Raw genomic sequence first — 23,709 nt, forward strand, 5'->3', positions numbered from 1 at the left:
GCTTCACACACCAAAGGATGCCCAACACCAGGAAAGATCACTCAAGGTAACGAAGCACTACTAGTCCCCTCGCGACGGCGCTCCGGCCGCGGTGCACTGGATACCAAGCGAGTCAGCGGACCCGAGGAGACGCGCCATGGCCCACACCGCGGCTGACACCGCCACCGCCACCCAGTCACCGGCACCGGACATGCACAGGCTGGAGGTCGCCCATGTCGACGGAAACACCTACGCCGTCGACGTACGCGGCCACCGGCTACTCGTCGACCAGCCCGAGGACACCGGCGGGCAGGGCACCGCCCCCACGCCCACCGAGCTGTTCGCCGCGTCCCTGGCCACCTGCGTCGCCTTCTACGCCGGCCGATACCTGCACCGCCACGGCCTCGACCGCACCGGACTGCGGGTGCGGACCGGGTTCACGATGGCCACCGACCGCCCGGCCAGGATCGACGCGGTCCACGTACAGGTCCTGCCGCCTCCCGGACTGACCGAGCAGCGCCGTGCCGCCCTTCTCGCCGTCGCCTCGCACTGCACCGTCCACAACACCCTCCGGCAGCCGCCCGAGATCGTCATCGCACTGGAGCCATGAGCGTGTCTGCCCGCCCGCCGGGCCGCACGGAACAAACCCCCGGTCCGGCGTGTTGGAGCCTATACCCGCAGGGGTATAGAACTCGACCGGGAGAAGTGGAGACCGCCATGCCGACGGCTGAACTGACCAGGGACAACTTCGACGCGACCGTCACCAGCGCGGACATCGTACTGATCGACTTCTGGGCCGCCTGGTGCGGTCCCTGCCGCCGGTTCGCCCCCGTCTTCGAGCAGGCCGCGGACAGGCACCCGGACATCGTCTTCGGCAAGGTCGACACCGAGGCACAGCCCGAACTCGCCGCGAGCTTCCAGATCTCCTCCATCCCCACCCTCGTGGCCGTTCGCGACAAGACCGTTCTCTACGCCCAGCCCGGCGCTCTCCCCGCCCCGGCCCTGGACGACCTCATCGCCAAGATCCGCGCTGTCGACATGGACGACGTGCGCCGACAGCTCGCGGCAGGCACCGGAGACCGGGGCTGAACCGGGCGAAACGGCAAGGCCCGTCGGCAGGCAAGGCCCGTCCACATGGTCCCGCTCGGCGGGAGACGCAGGCGACATCACAAGCCGCCGAGCGCGGGCCTGCGAACCCGCGCCCGCGCCCGCGCACCGGTGCCGAGTGGCCCTCCTCGAGCAGGCCGATCGGCCTGCTCGGAGAGGCCGATCGGCCCCTCCGATCCGGTCGGTTTCCAGCCACGATGGTGAGCACAGTTCCCCCTGTACCACCCCTTGCTGAGGAGCCCCATGCTTTCGCCAGAGTCGGCCACCGTCGTCCGCGCCACCCTTCCTGCCGTCGGCGGAGCCCTGGACGAGATCACTGAGCGCTTCTACGGCACCATGTTCGCCGAACAGCCCGAACTGCTGGACGGGTTGTTCAACCGTGGCAACCAGGCCAGCGGCGGCCAGCGGCGCGCTCTGGCCGGTTCCATCGCGGCCTTCGCCCAGGCACTGCTCACCGACCCCGACGCCCGGCCGGACGCGCTGCTGTCCCGAATAGCCCACAAGCACGCCGCACTCGGTGTCACCGAGGACCAGTACACGGTCGTCCACAAGTACCTCTTCGGTGCCATCGCCGACGTACTCGGCGACGGCGTCACACCGGAGGTGGCCGCCGCGTGGGACGAGGTGTACTGGCTGATGGCCGGCGCCCTGATCGCCATGGAGGCACGCCTCTACCAGGAGGCCCAGGTCGACCCCCATCACCCGTGGCGGCAGTGGACGGTGGTGGAGCGGCGCGAGGAGACTCCAGACGCGGTCTCCTTCCTGCTCCGCCCCGCCGACGAGGACACCGTCCCGGCCGCCCGCGCCGGCCAGTACGTCAGCGTCAGGGTGCGGATGGCCGACGGCGTCCACCAGGTGCGCCAGTACAGCCTGTCGGGAGCCCCCGGTGACCGGCTGCGCCGTATCACCGTCAAACGGGTCACGAGTGTGGCCGACGCCCCCGAGGGCGAGGTCTCCAACCAGTTGCACCGCACCGCCAGGACCGGTGACGAACTCACCCTGTCCGCCCCGTTCGGCGACGTGGTCCTCGACGAGGGCGACAGCCCGCTGCTGCTGGTCTCGGCCGGCATCGGCTGCACCCCGATGGTCGGCATGCTCGAACACCTCGCAGGGACCGGAGCCACCCGCCCGGTGACGGTCCTGCACGCCGACCGCTCCCCGTCCGGCCATGCTCTGCGTGCGGACACCCGCCGCCTCGTCGGCCGACTGCCGGGCGCCCGGGCAGAGTTCTGGTACGAGGAGGACGCCGCCACCGAACCCGGCGCCCGCACCGGCCTGATGGACCTGGAGGGACTGGATCTTCCCGCCGACGCCGAGGTCTACCTGTGCGGCTCGCTGCCCTTCATGCGAGCCGTCCGCACCCAGCTGCTCCAGGCGGGCGTCCCCGCCCGCCACATCCGCTACGAGGTCTTCGGCCCCGACCTGTGGCTGGCCCACACGGAGGGCTGAGCCCGGGCGTCGCAGGGCCCCCGCACCTCGGGCACGGGGGCATGTACCCCCTCGGGGATACGCCTTGCGGACACTCCCTGAACGATGCACCCGCCACAACCGGCGGTCGCAGGGCCGCACGACTGGGCCGGGATGTGCCGCAGACGACGAACACCGGCCGCGTCGCGGACGGCGGACGGAACCTGGCAACGAGCACGTGCTCCTGCCGCCCCCGCGCCCACAGAAAGGCCTCCCCGCCTACGACGATGGCCATGGAGTCCGGCCGGTCGCTGAAGGGCCGTGCCTCCACTCCAGGAAGATCGTGCTCAAGGTGCCCGCCGGTACGGACGTTGGAGCCGTTCTCCGGGCCGCCGATGCAGAACTCGACGGACGATCCGTTCCTGCCGCGGAACTCACCGCTGATCCGCATCGCCACCTCGCAGCCCAGGTCCTGGGCCAGCACGGCGGCCTGGACCATGGCCTGAACGTCGTGTTGTGCGGCCACCCCGGGCCGGTCCCACTTGTGGTTCATGACGATGACGCACGTCTCACCGGGCCGCATGCCGAAGAACTGTGCCTTCCGGCGCAGTGCACGCGCGTTTCCGCCGCGCTGCCACGGCCAGACGAACACCGCGCTGATCATGCTGGTGAGCAATCCGATCGCCACGTTCAGCGTGACCCCCGCCACCACCGACCCCCTCCGTCGCCCCACCCTCCGATGTCTTCGGTCCACTGGCCGGAGTTGTGATGCGACGTCATTCTCCCCGCTCGGACGGGCGGCCGGAAGCACACACTTCCCGTCAGGGCACCTGAGCGCGACAATATGCTGGGGGCATACCCGTTCTCGCGCGGCGAGCGGCATGTGCGGCCACAGCCCGGCAGACCGTCTTGCCGCCCGCCGAAGTGGCCTGATGTGATGGCACATCGGGGGCCGACAAGGCTGGGGACGTCGGAGGGGTGCGTTTCATGGGCGAGGGAACTGCGGAGAACGGAGCGCGGTTTCGCATTCTGGGCTCGTTCGAATGCTGGGACGGACCGGACCGCGTCCGGGTGGGTGGCCCCGTACACGAAAGGGTGCTGGTCACCCTGCTGTTGGAACCTCAACGCGTACTCCCCGTCTTCCGGCTGGTGGAAGCCGTCTGGGATGACAACGCGCCTGCCACCGCTGCCCACCAGGTGCGCAAGGCGGTTGCCGAGTTGCGGCAACGCATTCCCGACGGACGGAACCTGATCGTCACCGAGGGTCCGGGGTACCGAGCGTTGACCACGCTCGAGCAGGTGGACCTGAGCCGGTTCACCGAGGGGTTGAGACAAGCCAGGGAGGCGACCGCTGCCGGACAGGGCTCGTACGCTGCCACGGCACTGCGTGAGGCACTCGACCTGTGGCGGGGCCCGCTCCTGTCCGGCAGCGGCGGCTCCGTACTCAGCGCGGCTTCCGCAGCGCTGGAGGAACGACGACTGACCGCCGTCGAGCAGCTCTTCGATCTACGCCTCGCCGCAGGCGAGACCGGCGAACTCGTCGGTGAGTTAAGAGAGTTCATCGAGGCGAACCCGCTTCGCGAGACGCTGCGCGGACAGCTCATGCTCGCCCTATTCCGGTCCGGACGACAGGCCGAGGCGCTTGAGGAGTTCACCAAGGTCCGCGAGTTCCTGGTCGACGAACTCGGCATCGGCCCCGGCGACGCCCTCACCGACCTGCACCACGCCATCCTGCGCAACAGCCCCGAGCTCGCCGCCCCGGCCCAGGCCGCCGGTCCCACACCGCTCACCCCGGAGGGCTCGCCCTCCACCCTCCCCTACGACCTGGGCGACTTCACCGGCCGCCAGGAGGAGGTCCGCCAGTTGCTCGGGTACGTGGAGGAGGCGCCCGGCGCCGGACCGCTCATCGTCGCCATCGACGGCATGGGCGGCAGCGGCAAGACCTCCCTCGCCGTACGCGCCGCCCATCAGCTCACCGACCGCTACCCGGACGCCCAACTCCACATCGACCTGCGCGGGTTCACGCCGGGCGAACAGCCGCTCAGTGCCGGGGCGGCTGCCGAGGCGCTGCTGCGCATGCTCGGAGCCCCCGGCGACCGCATCCCCGACGACGCCGAGGGCCGCATCGCCCTGTGGCGGCGCACCATGGGCTCCCGCCGGATGATCCTGCTGCTCGACAACGCCGTGGACGAGTCCCAGATCAGACCGCTCCTCGCATCCCCCACCCAATCCCTCGTCCTGGTCACCAGCCGCGCCCTGCTCGTGGACCTGGACGCCGCGCACACCGTCTCCCTCGGCGTCATGCCTCCGCACGACAGCGTCGCCCTCATCGAAGGCGTCCTCGGCAACGCCCGTGCGCGCGCCGAGCCCGAGGCGGTCGCGCAGCTCGCCGAGCTCTGCGGCCATCTGCCGCTCGCCCTGCGCATCGCCGCCGCCCGGCTGCGCAAGCGTCCCCGCTGGACCGTCCGCTACCTCGTGGACCGGCTCCGTGACGACGCCCACCGGCTGGCCGAGCTCAGTTCCGGCGAGCGCAGTGTCGAGGTGACCCTGCGGCTGTCCTACGAAGGTCTGCCGGCCGAGACCCGGGAGGCGTTCCGGCTGCTGGGCCAGCACCCCGGGGCCGAGATCGAGGTGTACGCGGCCGGAGCCCTGCTCGACAAACGGGCGCGGGACGCGGAGGACGTGCTGGAGTACCTCCTCGACATGCACCTGTTGCAACAGCACGAGACCGGTCGGTACGCCTTCCACGACCTGGTTCGAAGCTTCGCCCAGAACCTCTCGCGCGTCAGCGGCCGCCCTTCCCCGGAAACCGGGGGCGGGGACGCGGGGGCGGGCGACGAGGAGGCTGCTCGCGCCGTACGCCGCCTCCTCGACTTCGCGCTCAGCGCCACCGACGTGGCCTGCGACCTCCTCTTCCCCGGACGGGTCCGGATCCGCCGCCCCGCGCACCAGCCGCCTGCGGAGCTCCCGCCGCTGAAAACCCCCGAGCAGGCCCGGGAGTGGCTGGAGCGAGAGCAGGACTCGCTGCTGGCTGCCGTCTTCCTCGCGTTCCGCTGGGAACTGGACACGCATGTCGGGCTGCTCGCCGCCAACGTTGCCTTTCCGCTGGACCTTCGCGGACGCCTGGAGGAATTCCGGGAGTTGAGCCGCACCGCCGTCACCGCTTCCCGCAGGCTCGGCGATCCGGGGCTGCTGCGGCTGAGTCTGTCGAACCTCGCCGTCGCCTGCTGGAAGCTTGGCCGCTTCGAGGAGGGCATGGAGGTTTCGGAGGAGGCGTTCGGCCTGGCCGTCGACCTCGCCGACCGGCGCGGCGAGGCCAAGGACACCGGCGTCCTCGGTCTCCTGCTCAGCGCGCTGGGGCGGTACGCCGAGGCACTGCCCCGTCTGGAGCAGTCCATCGCGATCAAGCGGGAGCTCGGTGCGGAGCGCGCCGAGGCCGAATCGCTCACCAACCTCAGCAACCTGTACGCCGAATGCGGCCGTTTCCCCGAAGCCGTGGAGGCCGCCACTCGCGCCGTCACGCTGTCCCGCGGTATCGGAGCGGTCGACAAGGAGGTGGAGGGCCTCACCGATCTGGCGGTCGCCCGGCTCGGCCTGGGCTCGGTGGGCGAGGCCGCCGATCTGCTGCGCAGGGCCCGCAAGCTGGCCCTGGACGTCGTGTCGCCCGCCGACATGTCCCTGCTGCTCGCCCTGTCCGCCGAGGCCGCCGACCGGCTCGGCGACAGCGGCCAGGCCGCCGCGTGGGCGGAGTCGGCGCTCCGGGTCGCCGACCTGAGCGGCGCGCCGATGCGGGAGGCCGCGGTCAGCAACATCGTCGGCCGGCTGCACGCCCGTAGCGGTGGGTACTCCCGCGCCCTCGAACTCCACCAGCGGGCCCAGCGTGCGGCATCCGGCGTGGGTTACCGCATCGAGGAGGCACGCGCCCTGGCCGGCATGGCCCACGCGCTGGAACACCTCGGCGAACACGAGTCCGCTCGGGTCCACAGGTCCACGGCGGACGAGGCGTTCGACGCGATGGGGATCCCCACAGGGCGGAGGGCCTGAACGGTTCCGCGCCGCCGGGACGTTCACACACACCGGCCTTCCGGCACGTCCCTCATCAACGCGGACGCGCCGATGCCCCGATCCCGTGCGGGGAGCGGGGCATCCGGATGACGAGGGTACGGGGAACGAGGTCGGGGACCTCGACGGAGGCGGGAGCTCAGTTGGGGCCCTCACCGGAATCGGGAGCGGCGTTCGGCCCCTCACCCCGCATCGGAGTCACGTTGGGGCCCTCACCGTCGTTCGTCCCCGGATGCGGGGTGGCCGCGAGGGCGTGTGCGGTTCGGTCCGTCGTGTCCGCCGCGGCGGCGCTGCCCGCCCCCAGCGCAAGGACGGCTGCCGTGAGGATTCCCGCAATCGTCAACACCGTGTTCCGCATCTGATTTCCCGCTTTCCGGAATCGTCCTGCCTGGGCTTTCCTGCTGACAGAGACGACTTTCACGGAATCCGCTCCCGACCCGTTCCGCTTCCGCTACCCGCCCTTCCCGCCGGGCGGGAACGGAGCGGGAAACTCCACCCCCGACGCCGAAGGGCGCCGGGAACGCGCCAGGAACACAGGTGCGCGAAGGGCCCGCCACAGCGTGGCGGGCCCTTCGCGAGGTGGAGAGGTGGAGAGCTGCGGTCAGGCTGCCAGGCAGTCGCTGACCGCAGCCGTGCGGACCGCTAGCTCGGCGGAGGTGAGGGCGGTGAGCAGGGCGTGCCCGTCCCGCACCTCCCTCACGCCCGGAAGCGCCGTGATGCCCTCCGGCACGTTGTGCGGATCGGGCAGCGGGACGGCCGCGGCACATCCGACCAGCGTCGGCGCCTCCAAGGGCTTGCCCAACAGCGCGCGCACCAGTTCCCGTTCCGACACCAGTCCCGTGGTCAGCTCGATCAGCCGGGATGTCGGCCAACTGGTCTGCCGAGTGAGGGTGTTGATGATGCGAGGTCCCTGGGCGGTGAGCGCGATGCGGGTGAAGGCGTCACCGAACTCGTAGCCGGCGAGGTCGAGCAGTCCAGTGGCCAGGGCGCGGATCTCCGCCTCTTCCAGCCGGGTGAGCGGCGCGGGAAAGGTCTGGAGGGGGGCGCCTCCGCGTACCGTGTCGACGGCGCCGGCCCCTGACGCCGACCCGGCGGACGTCCCGTCCGCTCCCGTGAAGCGCAGTTCGACGATGCCGGTGACCCTGTGCATCCCTTCCGCCGTCAACGTCTCCACGCCGTACTCGATGTGGTTCGGCTGCGGCTCTTCCCGGTGCCCGGTGGGCAGCGCGACCGCCTCCCACTGGGGGCCGCTGAGTGTCAGCAGGCTCCGAATCCGTGACGGGTCGGCGAGCAGCCGGGCCGAGGCGGCCGGGTTGGGGGACAGCCCCATTTGTTCGGCCGTCTCCAGTACGGCGGCCAGAGTGCTCGCCTCGCCGCAGGCGATCAGCCTGCTCACCCGGTGGGTGCGGGCGGTCCGTGCGAGGTGCTCGCGGAGCACCTCGTCCGGGAAGCCGGTCACGTCGGTGACGGTGAGGACGTGGAAGCCGGCCTCCGTCGCCTCCGCCACCATCCGGGGCGACGGGGAGACGAGAAGGAGATGCCGCGGATCCGGGCGACCGGGTCCGACGGGTGACGTCATGTCTGTCCCCCCGCGTCCTGCGGGGCGGTCGTCGCGGTGGCACCGGTCTGCCACACGTCGGCGAGAACGCCGCCCTTCCCCCAGTGACCGGGGTCGACATCCCGCACGATGACGGTGACGGCGTCCTCGGGGCACCCAGCTATACGGGACACGCAGGCGGTCAGTTCACCGACCAGTTCCTGGCGTTGTGCGCGGTCGTTCCCTTTCCACCAGTCGACGGAAATCACGGGCATGAGGGCTCCTCTGCTCGACATCGGGTGAGTCGATGTGCGGTGGCGCCGGTGCACACCGGCGGGGCGGCGCACCGGAGAGTCGGTGAGCGGCGGGGGTGATGCTCCGGCGAGTGTGGAGGCGGCCGTTCCCGTCTGTTTCCCGGCACGTTCCCGCCGCCTTCCCCCGACGCCGCCCGGGATTCCCCCGAGCGGGAACGGGCCGGGACTCCAACGGGAAGGCGACCCGGCACGCTCTGTTCGGTCAAAGAGGCCCGCCCCGCCACTGGAGCCACGATGAGCCTGCTCAGTCCGACGAAGACGGAGTCGCATCCGGAGACCTGTCCGGCCTCCGACCCCGCCAGCGGCGCCGCGAGGCGCACCCCCGCCGCCACCCCCGCCTCCCCCACTCCCCGTCTGCTGTCCGCCCTCCGCGAGGACCTGCACGTCGTTCTCGCCCGCGACCCGTCCGTGCGGAGTGCGAAGGAGGCGGTACTCCACCCCGCGCTCACCGCCCTGTGGGCGCACCGGGTCGCTCACCGCATGCACGGCCGCGGGCTGCGGATCCCGGCCCGGCTGCTCGCCCGGTGGGCGCGCCGGGTGACGGCCGTCGAGATCCATCCGGGCGCGGTGCTCGGCCGCCGGGTCTTCATCGACCACGGCGCCGGCGTGGTGATCGGCGAGACCGCTGTCGTCGGCGACGACGTGACGATGTACCACCAGGTCACGCTGGGCGCGGTCGGCTGGTGGAGCGACAACAAGCGGCCCGAGGGCGACCGCCGCCACCCCGTCGTCGGCAGCGGCGTCGTCCTCGGCGCCAACTCCACCGTCCTCGGCCCGGTGACCCTCGGCGACCGCGCGGTCATCGGCGCGCAGGCCCTCGTCAACAAGGACGTCCCCGGCGGTGCCCGGGTGCTCGCGCCCACTGCCGTCATCAGGGAGCCGGGTCGCCGACCCGAGTTGATGGAGGACGTCTTCACCGTCATCGCCTCCGCGGGCTCCTGGTGACTCCCAGGGCCCCCGTACTCCCCGAAGCCCCTCGACTGCGAGAGATGAGAACCGTGACGACCACCGCACAGGCCCCCCTGGCCCACATCGCCCCCGTCCGTCCCGCAGTCGCCTCGCGCATCGAGGACCTCGTGGGCTCCACCCCGCTGCTGGAGCTGCGCCTGCGTGACCTGGCTCCCGGCGCCCGCGTGCTGGCGAAGCTGGAGTCCGCCAACCCGATGTCCTCCAGCAAGGACCGGGCGGCCCTCTACATGCTGCGCGCCGCCGAGGACCGCGGCGACCTCCGTCCCGGCGGCACCGTCATCGAGGCCACCTCCGGCAACACGGGCATCTCGCTTGCCGCCTTCGCCGCCTCCCGCGGCTATCGCTGTGTGATCGTGCTCCCGGACAACGCCACCACTGAGCGGGTCAAACTACTGCGCGCCTTCGGAGCGGAGATCGTCCAGACGCCGAGCGCGCTCGGCTACCCGGGGGCGATCGCCGAGGCGGAGCGGCTGCACGCCGCCACGGCCGGCTCCTGGTTCCCGTGCCAGCACGAGAACCAGGACAACGTCCGGGCGCACTACGAGACCACGGGCCCCGAGATCCACTCCGCAGTAGCCGCCACCGGCCGCCGCATCGCCGCGTTCGTGTGCACGGTCGGCACCGGCGGCACCCTCACCGGCGTCGCCCGCCACCTCAAGGAACAGGACCCGGACGTACGGGTGGTCGCCGTGGAGCCGGAGAAGTCACCGATCCTCTCCCTGGGTTACGCGGGCCAGCACCGGATCCCGGGCCTCAACGGCGGTTTTGTCGCCGACACCACCGACGTCACGCTCATCGACGAGGTGCTCACCGTCTCAGACGAAGGCGCCCTCGACACCGCGCACCGGCTCGCCCGCAGCCAGGGCCTGTTCACCGGCGTCTCCTCCGGCGCGGCCGCGTACGCCAGCGAGCTGGTCGCCCGCAGGCCCGAGTTCACCGACGGCGTGGTGGTGACGCTGCTGCCCGACACCGGGGAACGCTACCTGAGCATGTGGGAGGCCTGAGCATGAGCCACGCCATGTTCCGGGCGTACGCCGACGCGGTGAAGGCCGAGATCGGGGTGGCCACGACCACCCGTTTCATCGCCCTCGCCGAGACCACCGACGGCCGCTTCGGGCTCTTCCACCACTCGATGCTGCCGGGTGCCGGCGGCGCCGACCCGCACTACCACTCCCGGATCTCCGAGTCCTTCTACGTACTGACGGGCGAAGTGCGCCTGCACGACGGCACCGGCTGGCGCACCGCCAGAGCGGGAGACTTCCTGCACGTGCCGGAGAACGCTGTGCACGGCTTCCGCAACGAGAGCGACTCGCTCGTCGAGATGCTCATCATCTTCACCCCGGCGGAACACCGCGAGGGCTACTTCGAGGGCTTGTCCGCCCTCCTCGCCGACGGTAACCGTCCGTCCCGCGAGGAGATGGTCGCCCTGATGGAGAAGTACGACCAGTACGAGGTCGACGCCCCCGACACGGACCACGACCACCCACTCTCCGGAGACGGGCAGGGGCACCACGGCCCGGGCGACACGCACTCGCACCGGACCGCGCACGTCCACCACTGACCTCACTCACATCGCCCGGATCCGCACCTCACTCCCGATTGAGGAAACACACCATGAACCTCACCAACTGGGGCCGCTTCGTCCTGCTGGCCGCCCTGTGGGGCTGCAGCTTCGCCTTCATCAAGATGTCTCTGGAGGCCTTCGCGCCTCTCCAGCTCGCCTCGGGCCGCCTGATCGTCGGCGCTCTCGTCGTCCTCGGCATCCTCGCCCTGAAGCGGCTGACCCTGCCCTCCCGCAAGCTGTGGGGGCACATCGCCGTCGCCGCCGTCTTCGGCAACGTCATCCCCTTCACCCTCTTCGCCATCGGCGAGCAGTACACCACCGCGACCACCGCCGGAGTCATCCAGGGCGCGACCCCTCTCATCACGATGGGCGTCGCCGTTCTCGCGCTCTCCGAGGAGAGGCCGTCGACCCGCAAGGTGGCCGGTCTGATCGGCGGGTTCATCGGGCTGATCGTGGTCGTCGGACCATGGAACACCGACGGGTTCGGCACGCTAGGCGGCCAGCTCGCCTGCGTCGGCGCCGCAGCCAGCTATGCCGTCAGCTTCGTGTACGTACGCCGTTTCATCGCTCCCCACAAGCTGCCCGCCCTCTCCGTGACCGCCGCCCAGCTCGGCGCGGCCGCCGTCATCACCGTGGTGGTCACCACCTTCATGACCGGCTGGGCGCTGCACGGCGACCTGACCGCCAAGCCGCTGCTCGCGCTGCTGGTGCTCGGTGCCGCCTCCACCGGTATCGCGTTCGCCCTGCTCAACCGGCTGATCGCGGATGCCGGGCCGACGACGGCGTCCGGCGTGAACTACCTCGTGCCGGTGTTCGCCGTGATCGTCGGTGTGCTGGCCCTCGGGGAGCCGCTGACCTGGAACGTGCCGGTGGGCGGCGTCATCGTCATCGCCGCGCTCGCCCTCGCGGAGGGCCGCATCTCCGCCCTCCGCAAGCGCACGGAGGCCGCACCGCCGATGCCGGTCGCGCCCGCACGCGTACCGGAGAAGGCCTGCCCGTAGCCGGCGGGGCGCACCAGGAGCCGGACAACGCACCACACCGAGCCGGGGCCGGCGCGGACACCCTTCCGGGTGCCTGCGCCGGCCCCGGCTCGCTGCGCACTCAACCACCGTCGTCCACAAGGGTTCTGCGCCGCAGGGAGGGGCCGGGCGATCCGGGACGCTTCCCGGTCATGTCCCGCGCACCGGTAGCGGAGCGGGAGGACAGCGGGATCGGCCGGCGCGAACCTGAGGTCACAGGACGAAGGGAAGCGCCAGAACCGTTCTGTTCCCTCCCCCATTGCAAGGAGACCACCGCATCATGCGCACATCCACCTCGGGAACCCTCGACGCGTCCCCCCTCGGGGACGCCCGCATCATCGCTGCCGACGACTTCGAGTTCGCTGCGCTGCCCGGCCGGCGGACCACACTGGCCACTCCGGTAAGCCCCGCCGCGGGCGCCACCCATGTCACTCTGCACGTGGTGCGCATCGCGACGGGTGAGTCCTTCAGCCCCGAGGCGAGCGCCGACGAGGAGAACACCGCGGTCGTCTTCAGCGGCCTGGGCACCGCGACGGTCGGCTCCCGCACCCGCCCGGTCGGCCGTTCGCACGCCGTGTACGCGCCCACCGGGCAGACCCTGACCCTCACCGCGGGCGCGGAGGGCCTGACCGTCTACATCTGGCGCACCCCGCTGGCCGCCGGACGCCGCCCCGGCACGGACCCCGAGCCCTTCTCCAGCCTCTGGGACGAGACCACCCAGCTGCGCGGCTTCGGCGGCACCGGCCAGGTCACCCCCGACGCCGACCGCGCCACCATGAACTTCGTCTTCTGGCCCGGCAACGGCAGCAGCCAGCTCTGCCTGCACTGCGGCATCCAGCAGCCCGGCCAGACCTTCAACGTCCACCTGCACCCCGACAGCGACGAGGCGTTCATCGCCTTCGAGGGCGTCGGCCAGATGTACCTTCGCGACCGCTGGATCGATGTCGCCGCCGGCGACGTCCTGTACGCGGCGCCGGGTGTGCTGCACGGCGCGCGCAACCCGCACACCGGTCCCGACGCCCGGCGCTTCGTGACCTGCGGCGGCCCCAGCCCCTACGACCCGGCGCTCTACTCCGCCGCCGGCTTCATTTCCGACGTCAGGTGATATGAGCCATGTGCCGCATCCACGGATCCTTCCACGCCCGTACCACCGCCCAGGAAATGCGCGACGTCGCCGCCCTCCAGCACCACGGCGGGCCCGACGCCCAGTCCTTCGCCCAGCACTCCGGCTGGGCCCTCGGCAACAACCGGCTGTCGATCATGGACCCAGAGGGCGGCGCCCAGCCGTACCGCCTCGGCGACATCACCGTCGTCTTCAACGGCGAGCTCTACAACCACGACCGCCTGCGCACCGAACTCATCCGGCAGGGTTTCCACTTCGAGGACCGGTGCGACGGCTCGATCCTGCCGGCGCTGTACCTCACGTACGGCGAGAGGTTCGCCGAGCAGCTCGACGGCATGTTCTCCGTCGCCGTCATGGACCTTCGGGCCGCCCCGCGTCTGGTGATCGCCACCGACGCCTCCGGGATGAAGCCCCTCTACTACCACTGGGAGGAGCGCGGCGGCCGGTTCCACTTCGCCTCGGAACTGCCCGCACTGCTCGGCTTCACCGACGTGCGCCCCGGCGAGGACGAACTGGGCCTGCACACCTATCTGTCGGCCAAGACGCCGTTCGGCCGGCGCACCATGTTCCGGGGCGTCGACGTGCTACCGCCGGCCGCCACCGCGGTCGTCAGCCGCGAGGGAGGCATGCGCCTCACCACCCGGCGGATGGGGTACGAGAGCGCGCCCCCGGTCCGCGAGGAGCGCAGCCTCTCACATGCAGGCGGCGAACTGCGCGAGCTGCTGACCCGCGAGGTGTCCCGGCTCCTCGTCGCCGACGCCCCGGTCGCCGCCATCACCTCCGGCGGTCTCGACTCCAGCCTGGTCACGGCACTCGCCGCCCGCGCCCTGCGCGACCGCGGTGCGGCCGACGCCCTGCACACCTTCAACATCGCCTACACGGGCGACTGGCCCGGCGACGAACGCGCCTTCGCCGCCGAGGTGTCCCGGCACACCGGCACCGTCCACCACCAGGTGGAGATCGACCCGGCCACCTTCCCCGACCTGATGGGCGACGTCGTCCGGCACCTCGGCCAGCCCAACGCCGACCCGATCACCCTCAGCACCTTCTCGCTCTTCCGGGCGGTCCGCGACGCCGGGTTCAAGGTCGCCCTCACCGGTGACGCGGCCGACGAACTCTTCGGCGGCTACGCCCGGATGACACAGGCGCTTGCCGCCCCCGAGGGCGCGGACTGGGCCGGGGCCTACCTCGACCACCTGGCCGCGGTGCCGCGCTCGCTGCGCGAACACCTCTACACCAGCGACTTCGCCGCCCAGGTCCACCACCACGGCACGGCCGCCATGCCGCCCGGCCTCACCGAGATGCTCTCGCACGGCCCGGGCAGCCGTCTCCAGCGGATCTGCCGCGTCGAGCAGCGCTACCGGCTGCCCGCCTACCACCTGCGCCGGGTCGACCACCTGTCGATGGCCAGCTCGGTGGAGGCCAGACTGCCGTTCTGCCAGCCCAGCGTCGTGCGCTATGCCGCGACGCTGCCCGACCACCACCGCACCCTCCCCGGCACAGGGGTCAAGCGCGCCTTGTACCGAGCCGCCGACGGACTGCTGCCGGACAGTGTCCTGAACCGCCCCAAGCAGCCGTTCACCCTCCCGATCACGGCGATGCTGGCGCCGGGACAGCGGCTGTGGTCGACGGCTCGCGACGTGCTGTCCCCGCAGGCGCTTCGTGCCGACGGGCGGCTGCGGTACGAAGCCGTGGACGCCCTGTTCACCGAACAGTCGATGCGGCCGTCCGACCAGGTGTCGCTGGCCCTGTGGGCGCTGATGTCGCACCAGATGTGGCGCACCGAGTTCTTCGGCGCGGCCTCGGGGGCCATGCTGCGCACCCCCGAACCGACGGGGGCGGTCGCGTGAACGTCTCCCTCGCCAAGGCGCACGGCGCACCCTGTCCCACCGCCGTCCTCGACGGCCGAGCCTTCTCCGAGTCCGAACCGGAACTCCTGAGCGCGCTGGCCGACCTGCGGGCCGACCTGCGCGGCCAGGGTGCGGGCGACGTGCTGAAGAACGCCATCGTTCGGCCGTCCCGGCACCCGCTCTTCGACCTCGACTACCGGTTCGTCCAGTCCCTTCCGCACAGCCACGACAGTTTCGACCTGCGCGGCTCCTGCGGGCACTCGATCCTTGCCGCCGTGGAGGCAGCCGCCCGCACCGGCATGATCCAGCCGCTGGTGCCGGGCTGCCGGGTCCGGGTCAACGTACTGAACAACGGTGACAACGTGGTCTGCGAGACCGAGAAGACCTCCGACCGCGGCACCCGGTTCACCGCCCACTTCCTGTGCTCGCCGCCGCTGCGCCCGCCCGAGCTGCTCATGACGGGCGAACCGGTCACCGACGTCCCCTTCGAAGACCGGTCCGTGCCCGTCTCCTTGGTGTCGATGGGCAACCCGTATGCCTTCGTCGACGCCTCCCACCTCGGGGTGAGCGGCCCCGACGCGCTCTTCGGGGACGATCCACGGCTGTTCACCGCCATGACCCGGCTGCGGGTCGCGGTCTGCGAGTCGCAGGGCTGGGACACCTTCGGGGCCTTCCCGAAGATCGCCGCCCTGCTACCGCAGGAGGGCGGCGGACTGTTCGTGCGCGCCGTGTCCGTACCGTCCTGGCACCCCACGGTCGCGCTGACCGGCGCGATCTGCCTGGGCGCCGCCGCCGGGATCGCGGGCACCGTGCCCTGGTCACTGGCCGGACGGACGGCGCGGAACCCCGACACGCTGCTGACGGTGCGCACCCCCGGCGGGTGCGTACGGGTCGCCGCCCACTCCACGCAGGACCCCGACCACGTGCGCAGGCTCGCCTGGGTGTCGGTCGCCGAGAAACAGGTCGAGTACCGGGGGCTGCTGCGGCGCTCCCGGACCCCGGCCGCGCAACCCGGTTCCGCAGCCGGCCCCCGTATCCCCGTACTCGCCACGTCCGCCCACCGATCCGAGGAGGCCCCGTGGGTTCCGCTGACAGCCTGACCACCGAGCGCGGGAGTACACCGCCGCGGACGCTGCCCGACTCGTACGACGTCGACACGTACGCGAAGACCGGCCCCCACCCCGCCGGTCGCGCCGATCCCGGCCGCCCCGCCCCCCTCGCGCCTTCGCCGGAGGTACTGAGCCGTCTGGCGGCCTGTGCCGAGGCGGCCGACCGCAGCGGGGAGCCGGACCGCGAGGCCGTCGCCGTGCTGCGCGAGAGCGGGCTGCTCGCTCTTGTCGTCCCCAGGTCGTACGGCGGTGCGGGAGCCGAGACGGTGGCGCTCAACTCCTGTATCGAGCAGGTCGCCACGGCGAACGCCTCCGCAGCGATCATGCTCTTCCAGCACTGCGCCGTCACCAGTCGGATCGTCGAGAACGGCACTCCCGCCCAGCACCGCGAGATTCTGCCCAAACTGGCCGGCGGGCAGTGGCTGGCGGCTTCCGCCTGGTCGGAGAGCGGGGCGGGGGCCGACAAGAAGAACCTCTCGACCCTGGCCCGCCGCACCCCCGACGGGGGCTGGCTGCTGGACGGCGCCAAGTCCTTCACCACCAGCGCCGGGCTCGCGGACGTCTATCTCGTCCTGGCGCAGTCGCAGGAGGAGCAGCCCTCATCGGCGCCCTCTGCGCCGGACACCGGGTACGGGGCCGCCGGTCAGACCTTCTTCCTCGTCCCCGGCGAACACCCCGGCCTGGTGCCCGACACCTCCCTCCGGCTCACCGGAATGCGCGGCTCGGCCACGGGTTTCGTGTCGGTGCGGGATTGCCACGTCCCCGACACCGCGCGGCTCGGCGCACCGGGCGTCGCCGCGTCCATCATCGCCCGCGTCCGGAACAGCGGTGCCTCGCTCGGCGCGGTCGCCGTGGGAATCGCCCAGGCCGCGCTCGACGCCGCGCACGAGCACGCCACGCGCCGGGGGCTCTACGGCCACCAGGCGGTGCGCCACCGTCTGGTGGACCTGGCCACTCAGATCGAGTCCGCCCGCGGCGTGGTGGAACGTGCCGGCCGCCGCACCGCGGCCGACCCGGGACTGACCACCCTGCACTCCAAGCTGGCCGCCTCCGCGGCGGCCGAGCGGGTGGTGGGTGACGTGGCCCAGTTCCTCGGCTCGGCGGGATACGTCGAGACACACCCGATCAACCGGTTCGGGCGCGACGCCCGTGCCGTCGCCCTGATGGGACCGACCAACGACCTCTGCAAGGAACTGGTGAGTCTGTCGTGGAACCGTTGAACACCGCCCTCTCGTCCCGCACGTCCCCGGCGTCCGGCCACACCGGCGAAGCCGACCTCGTGGTGGAAGGGGGCCGTCTTGTCACCCCCGAGGGAGTCCGCGAGGGCGCCGCGGTCGTCCGCGACGGCCGCATCACCGCCCTCCTCGCCCCGGGCGACCGGCTCCCCTCCGGGCCACGCCTGGACGCCCGCGGCCGGTACGTCCTGCCGGGCCTGATCGACTCCCACGTGCACTTCCGCACCCCCGGTCTGGAGCACAAGGAGACCTGGGAGCACGGCAGCCGGGCCGCCCTCGCGGGCGGCGTCACCACGGTCATGGATATGCCCAACACTCGGCCGCCCTCACTCGACGCGGCCTCGCTGCAGGCCAAGGCGGCCCTGATCGCGGGCCGCTCCTACGTGGACCACCATTTCCACCTGGGGGCGGATCCCGACCACCCCGAGGTCCTCGCCGACCTGGACCCGGCGGTCGCGACCTCGGCGAAGGCGTTCATGGCCGGTCACCACACCGCGCCCGTGGTCTTCCGCGAGGCACACGAGCTGGAGGCGGCCTTCGCCGCCGCTGCGCGCGGCAACGTGCGCCTCGTGCTGCACGCCGAGGACCAGCACGTCTTCGACCTGCTGGACTCCCGGAGCGGCGATCCCGAATCGTACGACGCCTACGAACCGCACCGGCCGCGCTCCGGGGCGATCGTCGCCGTGGCCAAGGTCATCCACCTTGCCCGCACCCACGGCACCAAGGTGCACGTGCTGCACGTGTCGTCGGCAGAGGAGACCGACATGCTGGCCGCGGCGGCGGCCGAGGGGCTGCCGATCAGCTTCGAGGTCACGGGCCACCACCTGTCGTTCACCGACGACGACACGGTCAGGCGCGGCCCGCGCACCCGGCTGTCCCCCGCGATACGCGCCGCGCGCGACCGGGAACGACTCTGGCAGGCGGTGCTCAGCGGCGAGGCCACCACCGTCGGCAGTGATCACGCCCCGCACACCGTCGAGGAGAAGAACCGCCCGCCGGCCGAGGCGCCGCCCGGCCTGCCCGGCGTCCAGGAACTCGCCGTGTCGATATGGACCGGCCTGCTCGCCCGCGGTGTCGAGGCCGACACGGCGGCCGCCCACCTCGCGCGGCTGATGGGCGAGGGACCCTCGGAACTGTTCAGACTGCCGGGCAAGGGCAGGCTGGCGGTCGGCGCGGACGCCGACCTCGCGCTCCTCGACCCGGCCGCGCGCTGGCAGCTGTCAGCTGAGCACGTCCAGTCGCTGTGCGGTTGGTCGGCATACGAGGGCTGGACGTTCACCGGACGGTTCACGACGGTGGTGACGGGCGGCCGGGTGGCCTGGGACCTGGCCCACGGCACGGTGGGCGAGCCACGCGGCCGATGGCTGCGGGGGCCGGCCCGGCGTCTCCCCGAGCCGACTCTGCCGACGGTGCCGCACCGGGAGCTGGAAGGGGCGTCCCGATGAGCGCCTCAAGCATGCTCGCCGAGTCCGCGGCGCCGGGTCCGACCACGACGTCTTCCCGGGACTCCGGGGCATGGTCCACAGCCACGGTTCCGCCCCGGGACCCCGGGGCGCGGTCGTCAGCCGTCGCATCCGCCAGGGAGCCCGACGCGCCGGACCCGGTCATGTCGCGCGACATTCCTGCCGACGAGTTCCGCGCCGCAATGGCCTCCCTCGCCGCCCCCGTCACGGTCGTGACGTGCTACGACGACACGGGAGCCGCACGGGGTCTGACGGCGAGCGCGGTGTCCTCGCTGTCGCTGGACCCGCCACTGCTTCTGGTCTGCCTGGACCGGGGATCGCGTACCCACGCCGTACTGACCGCCGCGACCGCCTTCACCGTCCATCTGCTGGGCCCGGCGAACGAGGCCCTGGCACGGCAGTTCGCCGGTCCCACCGCACAGCGATTCGAGGGCGTCTCGCTGGCCACCGGCGCGACATCACGTCACGCGCCCCAACTCGCGGACTGCGCACTGCGGTTGACCTGCGCCCGGCATGACGTGATCGAGGCGGGAGACCACACGATCCTGGTGGGCCGGGTGGCGGTCTCCGACTGCCTGGGCAGCCCGGCGGGCGGCCTGGTCTGGCATCACAGGGGCTTCGCGCTCGCGAGGCCTGCGGAGGCAGGCTGACCGGGCGGGAAAGCTGGCGCCGCGTGCGGCACTTCCGACGCGGACGCCGCGTGGCGTGGTCACGGTGATGCGAGGAGCGCGGGACGAACGGCGGCTCGACCGGGAACCCGGTCGAGCCGCCGCGGCTGTGCGGGGGCGCCGGCCCCGTGGTCCTACCGGCGCCCGTTTGGCCTCAACCGCGGACAGGCCGCACAGCTTCGCGCTCAGCGTCAGCTGCCCTCGGCGCCTCCGTCCAGCATTCGCCACCTGGGCAGGGGGACCTGCTCAACAGGGAGCCTGACGCCCCATCAGAAAGTGGGTCAGGAGCGTCATTCCGTCATCGGAGTATCGCCCGTAACGCCCGCACCGCACTTCACGCACACGCACAAAGCACCAGTTCAGACGTCCTTCCCCACCGGCTCCAGCACCGCGAGCGTCTCGAAGTGGTGCGTCATCGGGAAGAGGCCGCCAAGTGAGGGACGTGGCATACCGGCAGGTCAACGGCTGTTCTTCGGTCTGTCTGAGGAGTATTGGGGCACCTGGAGCGTCCAACGAGCGTCACGACTGGCCGGAGGGGATTCCTCGCCCAATCGCTTCGGCCAGGTCTGTCAACACGACGTCAGCCACCAGTTCCTCAACGACGGCGGTGCCGAGTTCGGTCAGGGCACGGGCCAGCTCTTCCGAGGAGCCTCGGTGAGGCGACAGGTCCGTGCAGTGTGAGGGCGGTCGCGGCGGGGTAGTCCGCCGCTGGCATGCGGCGTCGTCGATGAGGAGACGTAGCACCGAGTGGCGCAGCCTCAGATTGCATTGTGCATCAGCACCGGCACTCTCGGTGTGCGTCTCGCTGACGACGTTCCGACACCCCGTCCAGGAGACCGGGTCAGGTAGCAGCTCTACGGAGCTTGCCGCTTCCTGCGAGGCGACTGCGTAGCGCCGGAACTCCTGCTCCTGCGCGACCGCGCCATCGGAGCGGCGGCCGGAGAGCTCTCGTCTGCGGCGAGTGGCCTGACGGCGTGCGGCTCGCGCGCCTCGATTCCCTCGGTCCCGGGGATGGGGTCCGCCTGTATCCGTGCGGGAGCGGAACGACGGGCGGTGTCCGGGACGGGCAGGACATTCCGACGCTGCAACTCGGCGACACTGACCAGCGGTGACGTGAGAACACGGTTGAGCAGCTCGTTCTGATCCGACTGCAACTCGACCAGATGCCACAGGACGGCCAGCACGTGCTGGAGTTCCTCGCTCCAGGCAGGGTTCCACCGGTCGGGCCGGATGTGGTCCAGCTGGCTGACGGCCCTGCGAGACGGTGGTCCCGTCCTGCGTTTCAACCAGCCGTCGAGAACGTTCTGCCCGCTTACCTGGTAATCCCGCATCTGTTGAGTCACTGACCCGAAAACACCTTGCCCAAAATGGAGTTCCAGACGGTCTGAGTCGTAGTCGAAACTCTCGGGTAGCTCACCCCTCCCGACCTGTCTTTGGTAAGTGATCGCTGGCTGTGCGGTCGCCCAGACCCCCTGGGGCCCGCCAGGCCTTCCATCCACCGGGTCCACCAGCCTCTCTCCGAAGACGGAGGCCCAGATCACCTTCCGCCCGATGTGCAGCGCCTCCGACCACAGCGTGGCGTCTCCGGTGAGGGGTACGCGGACGCCGACGGTCGTGAGTTCGTCGGCGAAGCGGGACCGGAATCCGGGGTGAGCCGTGATTGCGGCGATGTACGCGGCCAAGTCCTCTACGGAGACGGGCAGCCCACCGAAGGAGTTGCGAAGGTGCTGGAGAAGGCCGGGGGTCGCATTGGAGGTGCCGTCCTTCTGCAGGAGAGGTATCACCCTGCCGCCACCCCAGCCGGCGAAGTGATGCATATCCGGCATCAGCGCAGTGAACAGAGTGGCGGGGCCGTCACCGAACCGTTCGGAGTGCAGCTCCACGATGTACATCTGGTCCTCGGCCCGGTTGTCCCACAGCTCCGGCGAGCATCTGTCGAGGACCCTGTTGTCTGGGATGATCCACTGCCGATCGAAAGGGCGGAAGGCCACAGGCACTGGTTCCGGACACTCGGGACCTGCCTCCAGCATCGACCGCCTTCCCTGTGTCGAGCCCGGGAGCGGCTTCACCGGCAGGTCGACGGCACGGCCGCCCTTGGTCTCCCTGAACAAGGCGCGCTTCTCGGCGATGTCTGTTTCGGCGGTCAGTCTCCGCCACCGGGAGCGCAGTGTGTCGGGGTCCGAGGAGTAGACCCATGTCCGCTTGGGCAGGATGCCGGGCACGGTCCATGGCAACAGATCGTTCAGTGCGGGATAGGTGTCCCATGCTCCGAGAGCCGCGGGCGTGAACGGGGCCTGAACGTCCTCACGTACCGGACGCCACTGGTCACTGTCGGGCCCGAGGGCCTCCAGCTGCGTGTACTTGTCTTCACGAGTGCTGCCGTCCAGAGCAACGTACCTGATGCGGGCGGGTGCGGTGTTGGCGCTGCTGCGGACGAACACGGCGATCGTCAACTGCTGTTGAACGTCTTCGAAGAGGCGTGTCCGCAAAGGTGGCTGGATACCCTCCGGGCTGAGGTCGATGATCCAGCCCTCGGAACAGGTCTCACGCAGGTACTTCCTCATCCCTCGGAATCCGGGCCCGCTGAGGAAGCCCGCGGTGCTGATGAAGGCGACGATTCCGCGGTCCGACTCGGAACGATGCTGTTCGAAGACTTTGAAGGTGGCCCAGCGCCAGAAGTAGACGTACAGGTTCTTGAGCTTGTTCTCGTGCACTCCGTTTCTGCCACCGAGGCGGAAGGCATCGAGCAGAGGTGCTTTGTGATCACCCTCGCGGCCGTTCTCCACCCAGCCGCCCTCCCCCTCGGCTCTCTCCCGGTCCGGAGGGTTGCCGATCATGACGGTGACCTTCTGCTCGCGCTTGATCCAGTCCGCCTTGCGGGTGTTCTCGACCAGAGGATCCCCATCGGGCAGGAAGGTAAAGAGCGTGGCCCTCTCGTAGGGGTCTGCAAGGGTGTCGGCGAGATGGAGCCGCAGATCGCCGAGTTGAGTGTCGGTGACTTGCTCGCGGAGGGTCTGGGTAATCCTCATCTGGGCGACCGCGTAGGCGGCCATCTGACGCTCGAAGCCGATCAGCCGGCCCGCCAGCTGTTCCACCGCTTCACCGCGGAAACCCTCCCCACGGCGGGAGCGTTCTTCGGCGACCCTGTCGATGATCTCGCTGAGGAATGTGCCGGTGCCCATGGCGGGGTCGACGATCGTCACCTGCTCGTCCGCGAAGCCCTCCACACAGTTCAGACGGGTGCGCAGGACAGCATCAGTGAAGCGGACCATCTCCTTCACCAGACGAGGTGGGGTGTAGTACGTGCCGGAGCGTTTACGCAGATCGCGGTCGTACTCCTGGAGAAAATCCTCGTAGAGATGAACGTGGGCGTCGGGCGTCCGGGCTCGGATCGTCTCCCAGTCAACAGCATCGACGACCTGCACGAGCGTGTCGATTCGGCGCGCGAACTCGGCGTCCACCGTCTCCGTCAGCAACTGCAGGGCTCGACCCATGACCGTGTTCTCGGCCTTCAACTCACGTGCGACGTCAACGAAGTTGCGGTCGGCGAGCGGTACGTTCTCGATACGGGCCAGCAGCAGGGCGAAGGCGATCGTCTGGGTGTAACGGTCAGCGAAGAGGTGGTCGGGGTCTTGCCCGTCGGTTGAGGGGAAGAGCACCTTGCTCCAGTGGTGCGCCAAGGCGGTGAAAGGCTTGGGAGCCCGCCGGCGGCTGCGCGGACCGTCTGGCGTTCTGCGTTCGAGGGCGAGCTGCTCCAGCACCTCCTCTCGCAGGTACTGGCACAGCGGAGCGATAGATGACACCAACTGACCAACAGCAGTGATGGGTTGAGGCTGCCACCCGAGAAATTCCCGCAGCAGATCCCGAAACGCCACTCCTTCGGCTTCGCTGGTACGCAACCGACTGCCGGACCGGTACAGATCACCTTCGAGCCGAGCCGTACGGAGAGGCCGCGAACCGCCTCGGTACAGGCACCAGGTGTGACCATTGCTGTACAGCACGTTGGGCAGCCGACGCATCAGCTCCCACTGCTCCCGGTCCCGCTTCGTGAAGCCGCCAGGCGTGATGTCGTGCCCGGGGGATTTCAGCTCGAGGAAGCCGGTGATGCGCCCCGATGTCTCCACCGCGTAGTCCGGACGCACTCGAGCCTCGGGCAAGGGATACTCAGGATGAAGGCGAGGGCTCAGCTTCCAGCGCGCCCCGAAAGCCTCCAACAGCTTCGCCACTGGCAGGCTGATGGACGCCTCCGTGTCGCTGACCCTCAGCCGCTCATTGCACTCGGATCCAAAGTCCGCAACGAGAG

17 protein-coding genes are annotated in these 23,709 nt (G+C 70.7%); 14 read left to right on the top strand and 3 right to left on the bottom strand.

Going from position 1 to position 23,709, the window contains the following annotated elements; genetic code table 11:
• The first annotated feature begins 136 nt into the window (after window positions 1–136).
• The 4 genes from QNO07_RS21145 (at window position 137) to QNO07_RS21160 (ending at window position 6,537) form a co-directional block, all read left to right on the top strand.
• Entirely contained in the window at window positions 137–589 is a 453-nt protein-coding gene (locus QNO07_RS21145; protein WP_283993792.1) for an OsmC family protein, read from the top strand.
• A gap of 107 nt (window positions 590–696) precedes the next feature.
• Entirely contained in the window at window positions 697–1,068 is a 372-nt protein-coding gene (gene trxA, locus QNO07_RS21150; RefSeq protein WP_283993793.1) for a thioredoxin, read from the top strand.
• Window positions 1,069–1,329: 261 nt separating this feature from the next.
• Window positions 1,330–2,535 (top strand): globin domain-containing protein, encoded by a 1,206-nt coding sequence (locus tag QNO07_RS21155; protein WP_283993794.1) that lies wholly within the window; start codon window positions 1,330–1,332, stop codon window positions 2,533–2,535.
• A gap of 1,029 nt (window positions 2,536–3,564) precedes the next feature.
• Window positions 3,565–6,537, top strand: a complete 2,973-nt coding sequence (locus QNO07_RS21160; protein WP_502961901.1) for an AfsR/SARP family transcriptional regulator — start codon at window positions 3,565–3,567, stop codon at window positions 6,535–6,537.
• 619 nt (window positions 6,538–7,156) lie between these two features.
• Here QNO07_RS21160 and QNO07_RS21165 read toward each other — a convergent pair.
• Both QNO07_RS21165 and QNO07_RS21170 read right to left on the bottom strand, forming a co-directional pair.
• Window positions 7,157–8,134, bottom strand: a complete 978-nt coding sequence (locus QNO07_RS21165) for a hypothetical protein (RefSeq protein ID WP_283993796.1) — start codon at window positions 8,132–8,134, stop codon at window positions 7,157–7,159.
• Window positions 8,131–8,367 carry a tautomerase family protein gene (locus QNO07_RS21170; protein WP_283993797.1) on the bottom strand — a complete coding sequence of 79 codons (237 nt, stop codon included), beginning with the start codon at window positions 8,365–8,367 and terminating at the stop codon, window positions 8,131–8,133. The genes QNO07_RS21165 and QNO07_RS21170 overlap by 4 nt, the downstream gene beginning before the upstream one ends.
• 273 nt (window positions 8,368–8,640) lie before the next feature.
• Between QNO07_RS21170 and epsC the strand changes: the two genes are divergently transcribed.
• The 10 genes from epsC to QNO07_RS21220 all read left to right on the top strand — a co-directional run bounded on the left by epsC (window position 8,641) and on the right by QNO07_RS21220 (window position 19,388).
• Window positions 8,641–9,351 carry a serine O-acetyltransferase EpsC gene (gene epsC, locus QNO07_RS21175; protein WP_283993798.1) on the top strand — a complete coding sequence of 237 codons (711 nt, stop codon included), beginning with the start codon at window positions 8,641–8,643 and terminating at the stop codon, window positions 9,349–9,351.
• A gap of 44 nt (window positions 9,352–9,395) precedes the next feature.
• Window positions 9,396–10,379, top strand: coding sequence for a PLP-dependent cysteine synthase family protein (locus QNO07_RS21180; RefSeq protein WP_283993799.1), 984 nt, complete (start codon window positions 9,396–9,398; stop codon window positions 10,377–10,379).
• Between the two features lie 2 nt (window positions 10,380–10,381).
• Window positions 10,382–10,936 (top strand): cupin domain-containing protein, encoded by a 555-nt coding sequence (locus QNO07_RS21185; protein ID WP_283993800.1) that lies wholly within the window; start codon window positions 10,382–10,384, stop codon window positions 10,934–10,936.
• Between the two features lie 53 nt (window positions 10,937–10,989).
• Window positions 10,990–11,940 (top strand): DMT family transporter, encoded by a 951-nt coding sequence (locus tag QNO07_RS21190; RefSeq protein ID WP_283993801.1) that lies wholly within the window; start codon window positions 10,990–10,992, stop codon window positions 11,938–11,940.
• A 298-nt stretch (window positions 11,941–12,238) separates the two neighbouring features.
• The gene (locus tag QNO07_RS21195; protein ID WP_283993802.1) at window positions 12,239–13,063 is read left to right on the top strand and encodes a cupin domain-containing protein; all 825 of its coding nucleotides are present in this window, start codon (window positions 12,239–12,241) and stop codon (window positions 13,061–13,063) included.
• An 8-nt stretch (window positions 13,064–13,071) separates the two neighbouring features.
• The gene (gene asnB / locus QNO07_RS21200) at window positions 13,072–14,931 is read left to right on the top strand and encodes an asparagine synthase (glutamine-hydrolyzing) (RefSeq protein ID WP_283993803.1); all 1,860 of its coding nucleotides are present in this window, start codon (window positions 13,072–13,074) and stop codon (window positions 14,929–14,931) included.
• Window positions 14,928–16,031 carry a PrpF domain-containing protein gene (locus QNO07_RS21205; protein WP_283993804.1) on the top strand — a complete coding sequence of 368 codons (1,104 nt, stop codon included), beginning with the start codon at window positions 14,928–14,930 and terminating at the stop codon, window positions 16,029–16,031. Before asnB ends, QNO07_RS21205 begins: the two co-directional genes overlap by 4 nt.
• Window positions 16,010–17,260 (top strand): acyl-CoA dehydrogenase family protein, encoded by a 1,251-nt coding sequence (locus QNO07_RS21210; protein ID WP_283993805.1) that lies wholly within the window; start codon window positions 16,010–16,012, stop codon window positions 17,258–17,260. Before QNO07_RS21205 ends, QNO07_RS21210 begins: the two co-directional genes overlap by 22 nt.
• Window positions 17,248–18,720, top strand: coding sequence for a dihydroorotase (locus QNO07_RS21215; protein WP_283993806.1), 1,473 nt, complete (start codon window positions 17,248–17,250; stop codon window positions 18,718–18,720). Before QNO07_RS21210 ends, QNO07_RS21215 begins: the two co-directional genes overlap by 13 nt.
• Before the next feature lie 161 nt (window positions 18,721–18,881).
• Window positions 18,882–19,388 carry a flavin reductase family protein gene (locus QNO07_RS21220; protein ID WP_283993807.1) on the top strand — a complete coding sequence of 169 codons (507 nt, stop codon included), beginning with the start codon at window positions 18,882–18,884 and terminating at the stop codon, window positions 19,386–19,388.
• An 872-nt stretch (window positions 19,389–20,260) separates the two neighbouring features.
• Here QNO07_RS21220 and QNO07_RS21225 read toward each other — a convergent pair.
• Window positions 20,261–23,632 (bottom strand): type ISP restriction/modification enzyme, encoded by a 3,372-nt coding sequence (locus tag QNO07_RS21225; RefSeq protein WP_283993808.1) that lies wholly within the window; start codon window positions 23,630–23,632, stop codon window positions 20,261–20,263.
• Between the last annotated feature and the right edge of the window lie 77 nt (window positions 23,633–23,709).

It is taken from the genome of Streptomyces sp. 549 (assembly GCF_030124175.1).
In the GTDB taxonomy this organism is placed as follows: domain Bacteria; phylum Actinomycetota; class Actinomycetes; order Streptomycetales; family Streptomycetaceae; genus Streptomyces.